16 protein-coding genes are annotated in these 13,761 nt (G+C 48.7%); 9 read left to right on the top strand and 7 right to left on the bottom strand.

Going from position 1 to position 13,761, the window contains the following annotated elements; genetic code table 11:
• The first annotated feature begins 588 nt into the window (after positions 1–588).
• Entirely contained in the window at positions 589–1,005 is a 417-nt protein-coding gene (locus ACYVHB_RS32295) for a sugar 3,4-ketoisomerase (RefSeq protein WP_461056174.1), read from the top strand.
• Positions 1,006–1,015: 10 nt separating this feature from the next.
• Entirely contained in the window at positions 1,016–1,273 is a 258-nt protein-coding gene (locus tag ACYVHB_RS32290) for a hypothetical protein (RefSeq protein WP_461056173.1), read from the top strand.
• A gap of 533 nt (positions 1,274–1,806) precedes the next feature.
• Here the strand turns inward: ACYVHB_RS32290 and ACYVHB_RS32285 are convergent.
• The gene (locus ACYVHB_RS32285) at positions 1,807–2,385 is read right to left on the bottom strand and encodes a hypothetical protein (RefSeq protein ID WP_461056172.1); all 579 of its coding nucleotides are present in this window, start codon (positions 2,383–2,385) and stop codon (positions 1,807–1,809) included.
• A gap of 158 nt (positions 2,386–2,543) precedes the next feature.
• On the opposite strand from ACYVHB_RS32285, the gene ACYVHB_RS32280 reads away from it, so the two are divergent.
• From ACYVHB_RS32280 to tnpA, 4 genes are all read left to right on the top strand, one after another.
• On the top strand, positions 2,544–2,951 hold the full coding sequence (locus tag ACYVHB_RS32280; RefSeq protein WP_461056171.1) for a hypothetical protein: 408 nt from the start codon (positions 2,544–2,546) through the stop codon (positions 2,949–2,951).
• A 30-nt stretch (positions 2,952–2,981) separates the two neighbouring features.
• Positions 2,982–3,662 (top strand): hypothetical protein, encoded by a 681-nt coding sequence (locus ACYVHB_RS32275; RefSeq protein ID WP_461056170.1) that lies wholly within the window; start codon positions 2,982–2,984, stop codon positions 3,660–3,662.
• 46 nt (positions 3,663–3,708) lie between these two features.
• Positions 3,709–3,990: a DUF2158 domain-containing protein gene (locus tag ACYVHB_RS32270; RefSeq protein WP_461056169.1), complete on the top strand. Its 282-nt coding sequence runs from the start codon at positions 3,709–3,711 to the stop codon at positions 3,988–3,990.
• 108 nt (positions 3,991–4,098) lie between these two features.
• Complete coding sequence (gene tnpA, locus ACYVHB_RS32265; protein ID WP_461056175.1) at positions 4,099–4,542, top strand: IS200/IS605 family transposase; 444 nt, start codon at positions 4,099–4,101, stop codon at positions 4,540–4,542.
• Positions 4,543–4,762: 220 nt separating this feature from the next.
• Here the strand turns inward: tnpA and ACYVHB_RS32260 are convergent, their stop codons facing one another.
• From ACYVHB_RS32260 to ACYVHB_RS32245, 4 genes are all read right to left on the bottom strand, one after another.
• Positions 4,763–5,215 carry an RES family NAD+ phosphorylase gene (locus ACYVHB_RS32260; protein WP_461056168.1) on the bottom strand — a complete coding sequence of 151 codons (453 nt, stop codon included), beginning with the start codon at positions 5,213–5,215 and terminating at the stop codon, positions 4,763–4,765.
• A 3-nt stretch (positions 5,216–5,218) separates the two neighbouring features.
• Positions 5,219–5,650 carry an antitoxin Xre/MbcA/ParS toxin-binding domain-containing protein gene (locus ACYVHB_RS32255; protein WP_461056167.1) on the bottom strand — a complete coding sequence of 144 codons (432 nt, stop codon included), beginning with the start codon at positions 5,648–5,650 and terminating at the stop codon, positions 5,219–5,221.
• Between the two features lie 521 nt (positions 5,651–6,171).
• The gene (locus ACYVHB_RS32250; protein WP_461056166.1) at positions 6,172–7,098 is read right to left on the bottom strand and encodes a helix-turn-helix domain-containing protein; all 927 of its coding nucleotides are present in this window, start codon (positions 7,096–7,098) and stop codon (positions 6,172–6,174) included.
• A 12-nt stretch (positions 7,099–7,110) separates the two neighbouring features.
• Positions 7,111–8,031 (bottom strand): SDR family oxidoreductase, encoded by a 921-nt coding sequence (locus tag ACYVHB_RS32245; protein ID WP_461056165.1) that lies wholly within the window; start codon positions 8,029–8,031, stop codon positions 7,111–7,113.
• 326 nt (positions 8,032–8,357) lie between these two features.
• Here ACYVHB_RS32245 and ACYVHB_RS32240 point away from each other — a divergent pair, with 326 nt between their 5' ends.
• On the top strand, positions 8,358–8,567 hold the full coding sequence (locus ACYVHB_RS32240; RefSeq protein ID WP_461056164.1) for a hypothetical protein: 210 nt from the start codon (positions 8,358–8,360) through the stop codon (positions 8,565–8,567).
• Positions 8,564–8,977 (top strand): PIN domain-containing protein, encoded by a 414-nt coding sequence (locus ACYVHB_RS32235; protein WP_461056163.1) that lies wholly within the window; start codon positions 8,564–8,566, stop codon positions 8,975–8,977. The genes ACYVHB_RS32240 and ACYVHB_RS32235 overlap by 4 nt, the downstream gene beginning before the upstream one ends.
• 356 nt (positions 8,978–9,333) lie before the next feature.
• Here the strand turns inward: ACYVHB_RS32235 and ACYVHB_RS32230 are convergent, their stop codons facing one another.
• A complete protein-coding gene (locus ACYVHB_RS32230; RefSeq protein WP_461056162.1) occupies positions 9,334–12,036 on the bottom strand; it encodes an FtsX-like permease family protein in 2,703 nt (900 codons plus the stop codon).
• Complete coding sequence (locus ACYVHB_RS32225; RefSeq protein ID WP_461056161.1) at positions 12,024–12,362, bottom strand: PadR family transcriptional regulator; 339 nt, start codon at positions 12,360–12,362, stop codon at positions 12,024–12,026. The genes ACYVHB_RS32230 and ACYVHB_RS32225 overlap by 13 nt, the downstream gene beginning before the upstream one ends.
• Before the next feature lie 615 nt (positions 12,363–12,977).
• Between ACYVHB_RS32225 and ACYVHB_RS32220 the strand changes: the two genes are divergently transcribed.
• Positions 12,978–13,556: a transposase gene (locus tag ACYVHB_RS32220; RefSeq protein WP_461056160.1), complete on the top strand. Its 579-nt coding sequence runs from the start codon at positions 12,978–12,980 to the stop codon at positions 13,554–13,556.
• Positions 13,557–13,761 lie beyond the last annotated feature (205 nt).

The raw sequence follows: 13,761 nt of genomic DNA, 5'->3' as shown, positions 1-13,761 counted from the left end.
TTCCCCCTGAGTTAGAGTCACATGGTATTTCTTCATAGTTGTAAGCGATTGCTTACGCCAAAAATACCCGCCAAACAATACAAGTCAAAATACTAGTAATGGCCCAACTAATTCCTGAACAGGTGTTTGATTGTTCGCGATGCATCTGTCAATCCAGTACGAGTGAGATTGGTGGTCCTGCTAACCAGACCGGTCCCTCGGGAACCAATCAGCCGCTCCCTCCGTCAGGATGGTGAGTTGGCGGGCCCCGGGCCATTGTTGCCTAGCCAGCGGGGTGACCCACCGCCCGGGGAAGCGTGGGACAACCTGACGCCGATTTGGGTAAAAGTGGGTCTAATTAGTAGCCCGTTTTTATTAACCACGCCGCGGGCTTGCCCAGCCCCGACCACCGCGTGGGCCACTGGGTAAAGAAAGGGCTGGGCAAGCCCGGGTTAACTAAACCATGTAGCCCCCAACGGGTCAATTCTTTAGAAAACGTCCTGATGAACGCCTCGTCGCTACACATAGGGATCTTTACGGCTGCGCTGGCGGTTGTGGGGCACCAAGCACCCACCGTCCAAAGATCACCTCCGAATTCAACCTGACCCAATGGCTCACCTGATTACCCGCTCGCATCAACCCCTACCGGCTCAAGCCGGTAGCGAGCCGCTCTGGCCTGGGCCACTCCACCGGGCTTTTTGGCTGTATGGGGTGCCCGCGGGCGCCGTGCGGGGTGGGCACCGGCATCCGGCCGGCCAGATGGTGCTGCAGTGCGTGGTGGGTGGCGTGAGCGTGTACGTCCAAATACCCCACCGCGACGCCTGGTTTAGACTCGATTGCCGGGAGCAGTACCTAGTGCTGGAGGCCCAAGACTGGCGGCTGATGTACGACTTCAGTGCCGATGCCCGCTTAGTGGTGCTGGCCCAGCAGCCCTACGCACCGACCGACTATGTGACGAGTGCCTACCGGCCCCTACCCAAGCTGGCGGGCTCACTGCAACCCTATGCTGGGTGTCCCCCCCGTTAACCCCTCGCTCGTGAACGCAATCTCATCCCGCTTTTATCAAACTATCTTGGCGCGTCTGGACCAGTTGGCCATTCGCGGAAATCGGCACAAAGTGGCGGTGTACGCCCCACTCCACCCCGATCCGGCATCGCCAAAGGCCAGCGGGCTGACGCTTGAGTCGGGAGCCACCACCGTAGTGGCCTTCCAGCTCATGTTTGAGCGCAATACCTGTGATTCCCCCTGGCGGTTAGTCACCCCCTTGAAACTTATCGGCGAAGCGCCCGACTAGGGGGCAATGCTCCCCATTATCCAGCATTAATGATGTGTAAAGGGAAGAAAAAGCGAGATTTCTCCTGTTCCTTTTTCCACGGAACCTTGATTGCCACTAGAAGAGCTGATAATAAAAACAAGTATCAGCCGCAATATCTATTAGCGACTGGCTACTCTACTCTGAAACACATTTTACAAGGGTGATCAATAGTTGTGAAACAATCGTGGAACTAATATGTTCCACGATTGTTTCACAGACGTTCCACGATAGTTTATGGTTGTTCAACAAACGTTGAAAAGCTATAGAAGCAACTTATTGCTTTATCAATGGCTTGGATTGGTAGCTCTTCACTTTTTTGACTAACTGGCGATTCATTAGTAATAAAATAGAGCCATTACGTGAACGCTTTCGGGCTATCCTATAAATGTATTATTTTTATAATCGTAGACACTAAGCAAATGAAAATTGCGACATCATAAATTGTATATTCCCAGTATTTTTGCCTAAGAAAAACGCTACTCAGTATTTATCAGAAGCTTAACGAGTTGGTGTTACAAAAATGTTTTTAACAGTACCGACTTATGCGCTTTTCTCAACGAGAATAATACGATTACTGAACACAGAAATACGGCACAACCCGAATAAAATCGCTGTTCGATTGTCCAGGATTTTCCCGCAATAAATGATAAAATAGCGGCTATTAAAAATACGACGTATATCGCCGTTGGTGTTGTCCAAGGCTTTTTATAAGTAGCCACCAGTTGGGGAACACTGGCCATGATAACCGCCAGGCTGCTAGCAATCAGTCCGGCTTTCTCTCCAGTCGTGAACCAGATAACAAGGCAGACAAGCACGAGAAGGGCCGTCATCGTTTCAATCCACGACCATGAAACTTGTTTTTTTATGACCAGTAAACCGGTAATGGCCGTCGAGCCAGCGGCATTTCCAAGGGCAAGCCAATAATTGCCCTCTTCCAGGATTGTCGTGATGGTAGCAATAATATCGAGCATGGCCCACAACATAAAGGCGGCAAAACTTTGCTCGATTTTAGTTTTCAACAGGCCCACAAAAAGGACTACATACCCTGATAGGCCAATTAGTCCGGCAATCTGCGGTAAGTAATCATTCATAAACTGGTTGAGCGAATGGTGTATCTATCATAACCGAATACGCCCGCCGGAGCTGATACGAATCAGATCGTGGGCTGACTGAAGTCATGGTCTGGTAGCAGCAAATACGGCTACCTTTGCCGACAGGCAACACGATCTAAACCATAAACGAAATTGCTATGACAAAGGATAGCACGAAACAGCGACTCAAGCCAAATCCCGCGCTTAGGAGCTTGGATAGACTGGTCGGCACGTGGCAGGTATCCGGCGAAGCTCAAGGACAAGTTACATTCAGTTGGATGGAAGGCGGCTTCTTCCTGATTCAGACCGTTGACCTCGACGGTGGGGCCAGGGGTACTGAGTTCATTAGCTACGATACGAAAAGCAAAACCCTCAAATCCCACTACTTCAGCAACACGGGTGATCTTCTTGAATACACCTACCGGGCGGACGGCCAGACGCACACCGTTTCCATTGATATGCCGGGGCGCAAAGGTCAGTTTGTCGCCCAGTTCAGCGACGATGACAACACGTTCGCCGGGACTGGACCCAAGATGGCGAAAAAATGGGGTACGATGCCACCATGACGCGGGTAAAGTAAACGAAAACAAAATAGGATGGATAGGCTCCCTGAAAAAGTAGATCCGCAACAGGTGCTCCAATTTCTGACGACCGAGCACTTCACCTTGCAGACGGCCAGGTCGGCCACCATCATGGAGGCAAACGGGCGTTGTACCCTCTTCCTGGCTACCGTTTCGAGTGGCGTCGTTGCGCTGGCTCTCATCGGTCAGGTATCCGACATGGGCCAGTCCTTCTTTCTTTTTGGCCTGGTCTTGTTCCCCGCCTTACTCTTTCTGGGTATTTTTACCTTCGAACGGGTCTTGCAGATATGCATTGAGGACCTGGTGATTGGCTGCGGCATCAACCGGATCAGGCATTACTACGTGGAGTTGGCCCCCGAAGTTAAACCCTACTTCATTCGGTCAATCCACGACGACATGGCCAGTCTGCAAGAGGGTATGGGCGTTTCGCCGTCCAGGTGGCAACATTTGCTCACCAGCCCGGGGATGATCGGCATACTCAACAGTATCCTGGTCGGCGTCTTTACCGGTCTGTTGGCCAGCTTTGCGGTTGCCTTGTCCGATTACATCAATATGGGCTTGGGCATAGTCATTTTCGGACTAAGCGTCGAAGTACACCGTCGCTACCAGGTAAAGAAATTTAAGGAAATGGAAAGCGGGCTGGACCCCCTTTTTCCGAGTTCCCCAAACCCGGTACTCCATAAGCAGCCAGCTTAAATGAGCCAGGCTGATTTCCCCAATTAATTGGATATAAAATTAACTCATGGAACCCATTAAACTAAACAGCCTGGTCCAACTCAACTCGGGTGGGCCTATCATGACGGTTGACTCGTTTGCCAACAAACTTGAAGCGGGTAACCCCTTAACATCCCGGCGTATAGCGGATGAATCATGGGTCGATTGCGAGTGGTTTGAGGGATCCTCGTTACGTCAGGGCACCTTTGAGGTAACTACGTTACGCCCTGTTTCGGAAGATGAGCGAGAAAAAGCCCCGTCTGAGGAAGCCATCGTATTGGCCTATACAGGGCTTAACCGTAAAATTTAGTCTTCTTCATGACAGTTATCTGCGGTCCGCCGGTGCGGTTGTTAAATTACCTAAAAATCGCGGCATCGGCCGTCCGACCAAACTCTCTACTTTAGAACGGTTCAGTTTATTGGGGGGTGGTCAGTCTGGAAGTGTGACTATCACATCGTCTGGACTCCCAAGTATCGGTTTCGTGTCCTTTCAGGCTTGGTTAAAGACTTAGTCGAGCATGATATTCGGTTGTTGAGCGAGTGGAAGGGCTGTGAGGTCATTGAGCTAAATGTGCAGTCAGATCATGTCCACTTGGTGATTAGCATTCCTCCTAAAGTGGCGGTCTCCGAACTGATGGGAACCCTGAAGGGCAAGTTGGCGATCAAACTTTTCAAGAGTTACCCGCAGTTGAAGAAGAAGCCTTACTGGGGCAACCACTTTTGGGCGTGGGGGTATTTTGTGAACACGGTCGGCATCAATGAAGATCATATTCGGCGGTATGTGAAGTACCAAGAGAGTGAAGACCGCAAAGAAGAAAACCAGCGTGAAGGCTTCGACTTGTTTGAGTCGCCTAATGAGTAGCCTGCGGGCTATGCCCGCAACGTTTTACCAAATCCACCTGCAAAGCAGGTGGTTGTTTAATGCTTCTAATCAGAGGGAAGTAATTTCCCCCAATCGTTCTAGATGAGTAATGGGATCGTTTGGGGGCTCTTTAAGTCCTTCAACTCAGGTCAAATACTTGAGTAACGGATCCTACGGTCCGCCGTTGCAGTACGAAACGGCAAACACACCCGTGGTTGTCTTATAAAAGCCTTGAATCCCAGAAGTAATCTTCGGTTCGCACTAACTGTACTTTACTACCGAAATCAGGATGCTCCGTGTTGATGATGTAGTTGTACTCGTAAACGATGATGGCCGAAGGCACTTTGAGCACCAGGCTTTCCTGGCGGTTGTACCAAGCCGATCCCATCTGCTGCAACCCGGAGTAGCCCGCCAGGCCTCGCCAGTTGGGGGGAAGATCGTTGCGCTGGATTTGTTTGATTAGGTAGTCATCATCCGCGATTGAAATCACCATCACCTTGTAACGAGCAGCGGGTTGAATGGCCCCCCGGTGAACCACTAATTCCAGGGATGACAGGGACCGGGATGAGCCGGTGTAAATGACTTGCTGACCTCTGGTGTTCCACCGGTTGGCACTTCCCGACGCGCTTAACGAGGTCGCATGGACTTCCTTACTGATTCGGAATACTTCCATGGTTTATGCATTATCCCCATATTCCATAGCCGTCAACCGGTCATCCACAAATTTGACCCCAGTCACCGTGTTCAGGTAGTCATTCGGCGTTTTGTTGTCGAAATAAAAGTTTTTCCGATTCAGCCATTGGTCAAACTCACTGACTGAGCCGAACACGTCAATCCCGTGTTTGATCAGTGATAAAAGGAGTAATACCTGTTCTTTAACATTTTCCTTGAATGAGGTTGGAGGCTTTTTGTATTCGCGAAACGTTTTGACACTGACATTCAGCCAGTCGGAAATGACCCCATCATTAAAATCAGTCAGGGTCTTAATGGCGTTAACATGCTGCCAGCTGACCTCTCTGGTGTAGAGGAAGTTCAGGATTTCGCTATCACTGATATGTCCCGGTACATCCTGAAGAATTAGACTGGCGGGTGATGTAACTCGTTCCATATTCATCATTCATAGTATGTGTGCGACAAATATAGGCAATTATTCCTTTTTATAAAGGAATAATTGCCCTTTTGGTTGATTTGCTTTGTCTGGAGTAGGTTTGGGGACTGACTACTCAGGAGTTGTTTGAGGTGTCCAGACCAGTTCGCCTACAACTAAGCTAAACAGATAGCCACACGAGCCACAGAGTTCACACCTGAAAACGTTCACGAAATGGCTTGTCTGAATGGATGCCACTTTTTGTTCAGAGAAGTAGCTGGACCTTTGTGATCAGCAGTTGAAATCGTCCACGAAAAGGTTGCTTTTTCTGAACGCCTACTAGAAAAAGTACAATATTGAAAAGGGAGAGGTAAAGGCTTTCTTCTAAATAGATTAGCGGTAAAATACTATTATAGGGTCTATAAAGTGAGCTGCCGTTAACTAGGCCGTAACTCTGTTCATAGGCATTCGAAAGTTTTACGAGAACGTATAGGACTACCTACTCTACGGAGACCAAAGGGATTTGTTGACTACGCCTGTGATCAATTAAACGCTTTCCGGAAGGCTAAAGGCGATTGGTTGGTCTTGCTCTTAAATAATTTGCTAAAAGACTGGGAATGTTCGAAGCCTAACTGGTAAGCGATCTCACTGACGGATAAATTGGTCGTTGACAACTGCTGTTTGGCTTTTTCAATGAGCTTCTCATGGATATGTTGTTGGGTGGTCAGGCCGGTTAAAGTTTTTAGTAAGCCACTCAGATAATCAGACGATACATGAAGCTGTTCGGCTAGGTAACTAACAGATGGTAATCCTGTCTGTAGGCTATCCACGTCATCAAAATAGGTAACCAGTTGGTCATTGAGCCGGTCAAGGAGTTGGTGATTGGTTAACCTGCGGGTCATAAACTGGCGCTGGTAAAAGCGCTCGGAATAGCTGAGCAAGGATTCCAGTTGAGTAATCATAATGGCATGGCTGAACTGATCCAGGTTGTTATGATATTCTCGGCTGATGTTAGCGATGATCTGCGTCAGCACTGTTTCCTCTTTATCCGAAAGAAATAAAGCTTCGTTGACCGAGTAATCAAAAAACGCATACTGTCTGATGGTTTTGGTCAGTGACGTATGCCATAGAAAATCGGGATGGATTAACAGCATCCAGCCTGATTGCTCGGGGCTGCTGTATTTTCGAGGGTCGAATCCGCTGATCTGGCCGGGTGCCATAAAACTGAGCACGCCTTCATCAAAATCATAGGCTTGCTGGCCATATTTGACTTTCACCGGAGCCTTAAACCCCTTTTTGAGAGCTATGGAATAAAAACCATTCACTACATTTCCCGGTATGCCCGCTGGTATGTTTTCAACCGGCTTAATGGCAATGATGCTGATCAACGGATGCTCTGGTTTAGCTAGGCCCAACAAACGGTGAAACTCGCTGATGGTTTTAATAGGATAGGGCTGGCTTCGTTCCATACGGCAACTACGCTATTTTTGTTGATACACCTGTAAGGCTCGTTCCACAGCCTGTTGGTACGAAAGGGGCGGGCGGGGCAACAGCGTTCGGATTGCCGACGGGTCACCAATCATATCCTGACCAAAACTATCCAGCGCGCCTTTTATGGCCCCCTTAGGCGATTTTGCTAGTCGTTCGATCAGTGGGGCAGCGAAACGTAATAGGGCAAGCGAAATGTGAAGTTTTTTGGGGTGACGATGGCCGACTATGTCAGCAGCTGCATCGATTAATTGATCACTCGTCAATACGTCGTCACTCCCGACCTCGTAGCAATGCCCATAGGCCTTTGGTTCATTCAGTACCCCGATCAGATCGTAGATCAGATCATCGATCGCAATGCAGCGAAATTTAGTACGGCCGTTGCCCACGACAAAGGCCAGACTTTTCTGGGCATTGGCCAGCACCAGATTAAATCCTTGTCCGCCAATACCCACGATCATACCCGGTTGGATGACCGTTACATCAAGGCCACTGGTCAACAGGTATTGTTGTATTTTCCATCGTCCGCGTGTCCAGGCATCCGTTGACTTGGCTGAAATGCCTACCGATGTGACATAGATCAGGCGGTGTACCTGGTGGCGTTGGCAAGCCTGTACGATATGTTGAAGGCCCTTCATTTCGATGTCCATAAATTCCTGGCCTGCCGTGTCGGCGTGCTGTGGTACCAGCGTTTGTATGGAAACGTATACGGCATCTATTGAGTCAAGCGCGTGCTGAATAGAGGACCGATCGGTAATATCCCCTTTCACGATCTCGCAGCCGCTTTCAGCGAGATCCTTCACTTTATCCGGGGTACGGGCCAAACAACGTACAGTATACCAGTCTGCCACTAATTGCCGGGTTAAATAACGTCCGACAAACCCGGATGCCCCAATGACCAAAATCTTTTTCATCGTCCATTGTTTTTATGGGGCAAAGCTCGGATCAATGCTAAAAGGGGCTGTAGTCAAATCCGGTTTTATTGTAGCCGAAATCGAAGCGTTGGCTTCTGTTTATATATGTACGGGCTTTCATCTGTCAACAGATCCAAGCTTGGTATTATGATTAGTTATAAGAAAGCTACACTTAGCTCAGCTCCAGTTTTGTTGCCCTTCTAGCAAGATGACAATTATCAAAGTCGTACCAAACTCACTGACCGGCTGTTTTCGTAAGTTTGTATATCAGTTTATCTATTCTCGCTATCGTTATGGTTGTCTCGCCACGCTTAACCAATGTTCAATTGGCCTTACTAGAAATGTTCAGCTTCGAGATGAGCGAAGCCGAAGTGTTGGCCATGCGACAAACGCTTATGCAGCATTTCCGTACACGGCTCGAAGAAGAGGCCCGGAAGGCCATTCAGCAAAAAGGACTGACCACCGCTCAACTCGAAGAGCAAATGAACTTTGAGAACCGTTCGGAGCGGCTTGACCAAATTCGGGCTGCTCAGTGAAAGTGGTTATTGATACAAATGGTCTACTCCGGTCGATTCCACGGGACGGATCGTACCACTGGCTTTATGATGCTTTTGCGGCCAGAGAGTTCACTTGGGTAGTCAGTACTGAAATCTTGCTCGAATATGCTGAAATGACGGGCTATTATTATGGACCTGTGGCGGCTGAGCTGGTCACATCACTTTTGCTGGCTGCTCCCAATCATGTACGGCAAGAACCTTACTTTCGTTTTGGACAGGTTACTAACGATCTGGACGACAACAAATTTGTGGATTGTGCCATTGCAGCCAGTGTCGATTGGTTGGTATCCGACGATCACCACATTCTGAACCTGCTTCGAGAGACGAATCGGTTTCCTCCTGTATCAATCTGTTCTTTTGAGGAGTTCAAGCAAATTCTGAATCGATAGCTGTTCAAGTAGGATCTAGGTTGCGTATTAGCTGTCACTAATTAGAAACGAGTACTAGAGTTAAGCGGCAGTCTGGCTTACATACCGGTTGCTGGTATGTTTCCTAACTTATTCTTCGTCAGGCCAAATAGAAAAAGTAACTTTGCAGGCCCTGATTACCAGGGCTGTTGAAATGAAAATGGGAATTGAAAGGCCACGCTCATGGGTGGCCTTTCAATTTAGGGGATATGTTATTAATTATAAGCGTCCCTCGAATAGAGCGTATACTGAGAGTAACTAAGTTGACAGTTACAAAATCGGTTTGGGTTTGCTTCAGGTGTCAGCTCAAATTGGGCCTCTAATTGATTGGCTCACCCTTAGTCGCTTTTCAATGAGTTGACTGGATTCATCAGCGCAGCTTTAACGCTTTGAAAACTGACTGTCAGCAGAGCAATCCCTACGGCCAGCAGACCTGCTCCGACAAATACCCACCACTCCATCTCCATCTTATAGGCAAAGTCGGCTAACCATTGGTTCATAGCATACCAAGCCAGGGAACTGGCAATGACGACGGCGATCACGATCAGTTTGAGAAACTCTTTTGACAGTAGAGCCACCAGGCTGGCGACCGATGCGCCCAATACTTTCCGAATACCAATTTCTTTGGTCCTCTGCTCGGTCGATAATAAAACAATCGCAAATAACCCCATACAAGAGAGCAGTATCGCAATACTAGCCGCAATACCGTACATCTGGGATTGGCGTTCCTCCTGTTGATACCAACGGTCCGTGTTTTCGTCCAAAAAGGAAGCCATAAACATTGATTTGGGCGCTAGTTGTCGCCATTCGTTTTTAAGCGTTTCCATCACCGAGAGCATTCCCTGTGGTGTGGTCCGAATCAGAATATACTGAATCGGGTCGCGGGATTGTAAGTGTAGCGTCATCGGTTCAATTCGATTTTGTAGCCGGTACAGATGAAAGTCATCAATAACACCAACAACCTGATAAGGAGTATCTTTTTCTCCCGCTTTGAAAATCGTACCGACTGGGTTGGCCAAACCTAGCTTTTTGGCCATCATAGTGGTAACTAGGACGGCTGATGTAGAATCGGTGGCAAAAGAAGGGGCGAAATCGCGACCAGACCGAAGGCGTATGCCTAATGTTTTCAGATAATCATAATCGACCCGTACCCAATCGGTAACGACCTCCTTGCCTTTAAACATAAAACCCATACGGCTCTGTGACTCACTTCCGTCCAGGCCACTACCGATGTTTATCGCCGTACCACTGACCGCTATAACGTTGGGGTTGTTGCCTAGCCGATTGCGGAGTTGAGCTAAGGCAACTACCCCGTTTATAGCATCACCAACGGGGAGACTGATCACTTGCTCTTCAATAAATCCCAGTGGCTTCTCCCGCAGGTAATGCAGTTGCCGAAGGACAACAAACGTACAGATGATCAGGGTACAGGCAATCGAAAATTGAGTGATAATCAAACTGTTCCGCAGCCCACTCGACTTGCCACCGGTAAAGACTCCCTTTAGGACATGGACCGTCGAAAAACGGGCTATCCGCAGGGCTGGGTAACCGCCTGCAAGCAAGGTAATGAATCCTAATCCGGCCGTTATCGCCACGATCGTTAGCGGGTTAGTTAGCAGCGCCAGTGAAAGTTTGGCGTTGAACAGCGTATTGAAATAAGGCAGTAGCCAAGCCGCTAGCCCAACACCCAACACTAAACTTAGGCTACAAATGAGTAGGGCTTCACCCCATAATTGCGTGAACAACTGACTTTTCTGCGCGCCTAAGGATTTGCGTACTCCCACTTCCCGGGCCCTGGTGAATGACTGGGCGAGCGTAAGATTAATGAAGTTGATGGCGGCAATCAATAAAATAACGATACCAATAGTTAGCAGTATGTATAAATACCTCCGACCGGTCTGCTGACCGGCCGTTAACTGCGTGTTGAAGTGAACATCCGTGAGTGGTTGCATGCCCACCCTGACCACACTGCCCTGTTCGTCCGGTCGGGCACCGTTTTTGGTCAGATCACGAATCAGTTCCTGAAAGTAGGTGTTGGCAAAGGCCCGGAGCCGTTTATCAATCGTAGTGGGGCTGATGCCTGGCTTCAGGCTTACATAAGCGGTGTGGTTCCGATTATTCCATTGTCCCTTATTTTCGGCGTAATTAGGCTGATTTTCAATGCGGATGAAGGCATCATATTGCATGGATGAGTTTGGGGGAGCGTCCGCCACAACGCCTGTAACCATGAACGTTTTGGGTTCGCCAAATCCTTTAATCAGTACGGATTTGCCCAGTGGATTAGCGGTTCCAAATACATCCTTGGCCATATTTTCACTGATGACTACGTTACTCAGATTGTTTAGCGCCGTGCGGGCGTTTCCCTGCCGCATCGGGAACGAAAAGAGGGTGAGTATATCGGGATCGGCACAGCGGATGTCTTTAGTTAATTCTTTCGTACGGTAGTAGATCTTGCCGCTGGATGCGATGTAGCGCGTTGCTTGATTGATCTCGGGGAACTCCGCTTTCAGGGTGGGTAGGAATGGATACGGTACGGATGCCGCTTTGTAGGAGTTTTCAGCCTCGTTAAATACCAAGTAAGGCCGAAATATATGCGGGGCATTTTTAAAGAAGCGGTCATAGGAGTACTCGAAGTAGGCCGACAACAAGAGCAGCGTACTAGCGGCAAATGCCACCGACATGCCTACTAGATTGATTGCCGTGTGGTTTTTTTGCTTCCTGAGATTTCGCCAGGCGATTTTGAGGTAGTTGCGGATCATAGCAGGGCTTAGTAGATTGGGTTGAGGATACTCAGCACGTGGTTTGGTGTTCGACTCTGATAAGGGGTGAATCAGCCGCAGCACGGCTATTGCATACCGCCAGCGGGCTCTTGAGGGGCCAATCGTTTTGACCCAGTAGGTGTACATCTCCAGTAGATCACCCAGTAGTTCATCTTCCAGGCCTACCGGACTGAAGCGACTCAGTAACCCCTCGGCCCAGCGGGGTGGCCGACGTTCCGGGGGGGCAGGGTAGCCATGATTATCCTTGGTTAAGCGCCCCATAGCTGTACGATTTGGGTTGGAATCTGATCCCATAGTTGGGCCCGAACTTGTCGACACTCGATCAATGCCCGCTGGCCAGCCGCCGTGACCGTGAAGAGCCGTTTTTGGCGACCTCCCCGCTCGGGGGTGGCCCCGCCCATTTGAGAAGCGACAAAGCCTTTCTCTTCCAACCGCTGTAGGGTGGTGTGGACCGTGGGAAAGCTAATGCTTCGTCCCATTTGCTGGTCAATGGTTTGTGTGATTGAAGCGCAGTACGCCCCTTCTTGCAGCGCGGCCACCGTCAGCAAGACGACCTCCTCCAACTCCCCCAGAAAGGCTCGTTTCATCGCGAGATGTGTCGGTTTCCCGGTGTTATAATAATTAGTATAGGTTTTGCCGTACAAATACCTTACCAATTTTCAAAAAGTGACCTATTTAGCTGTATAGGGGCATGATGAGTGTTAAGCCAGAGCTATTTTGTCCAAAAATGGACAGACTGAAGTACAGAAACGGACAGTGTTTATTGTCTTTTTAAACGCCCGTTTTACCAAGACTGAGTAATGACCTTACAAGAAGCCGTATCTTTTTAGATTCCAGAATCTCAAATTGCCATCTCATATATCTATGTATCATTTTGACAAGTATAAATGAGTTTGTAGAACACGGGGTAAGGTTATTTACTGAGCGGATTTATTAGCATTTCGATATTCAAGCTAAAGCCATCCTTGGTAGATAGGGCTTGACTTAGAAGCCGAAGCTCAGTAAAGTTTAAGGGCAATGAGGTTGATCACTTCGCGCCTATGAATTGTACAATATCATACAAACCCATAGAGCTGAAAACCGTACTTGTCGTATCTTATAAAAGTATAAAAAAGCCTATTCGTGATTTCGTTCACGAAAACGCTGGTGACTGTTACACAACACTAATGGCCTTATATTGAGGAAGATGCCTATCTTGACGTATGGTAGGAACAAAACACCCCGCTCCCAAACAAGGCCATCCTCTGCTACTTGACCAATGTGTACCCCAGCAGAATCTATATCGACCGCACCGGCGGACCGGCTTAAAACACGCCATTGATTTGTCCTTTCTATATCAAGCCGTCCAGCCCTTCTATGGCCAATGCGGGCAACAATCGATTGATCCGGTTGTTTTCTTCAAGTTAATGCTGGTGGGGCATTTAGAAAACCTCACCTCGGATCAGGCTATTATTCGCTGCTGTCAACTCCGATTAGACATCTTGTACTTCTTGGACTACGAGTTGGGGGACTCCTTACCTTGGCATAGTACCCTATCGCGCACTCGGCAGCGCTTACCCGAAAGTGTCTTCGAACAGTGCTTCCAGTATGTGTTAACCCACTGTGTTGAGCTAGGGCTAGTCGATGGGCACACCCAAGCCATCGATGCTGCTTTCGTGGAGGCCAATGCTTCCCTGGATAAGTTAGAAGCTAAGCCGCTGGCCAAGTGGACATTGGAGAAAAATGAGCAGCCACTGATTGAGGCTTCGGATCGGGGGTCTTTCGATAAGACGAAACAATAGATCAATCCCAAGAAAGTGACTCGTAATAATCGAGTTTATTATAGCCCTAACGGTCCACAAGCCTGCTTAGCGACCAAACCCAACAAGGCCTTCCGGCTCTATTACATAGCCAGTATGGCCGTCGATTGTGCCGCTTCGGCGGTCCGATCACCACGTAATTACGCATATCCAGGCTGACTCAGCCGATCAGAAAGATTCACGCCAT

This window comes from Spirosoma arcticum (assembly GCF_054779955.1).
The sequence above is the reverse complement of the archived record's forward strand: the minus strand, read 5'-3'. Positions and strand labels throughout refer to the sequence as shown.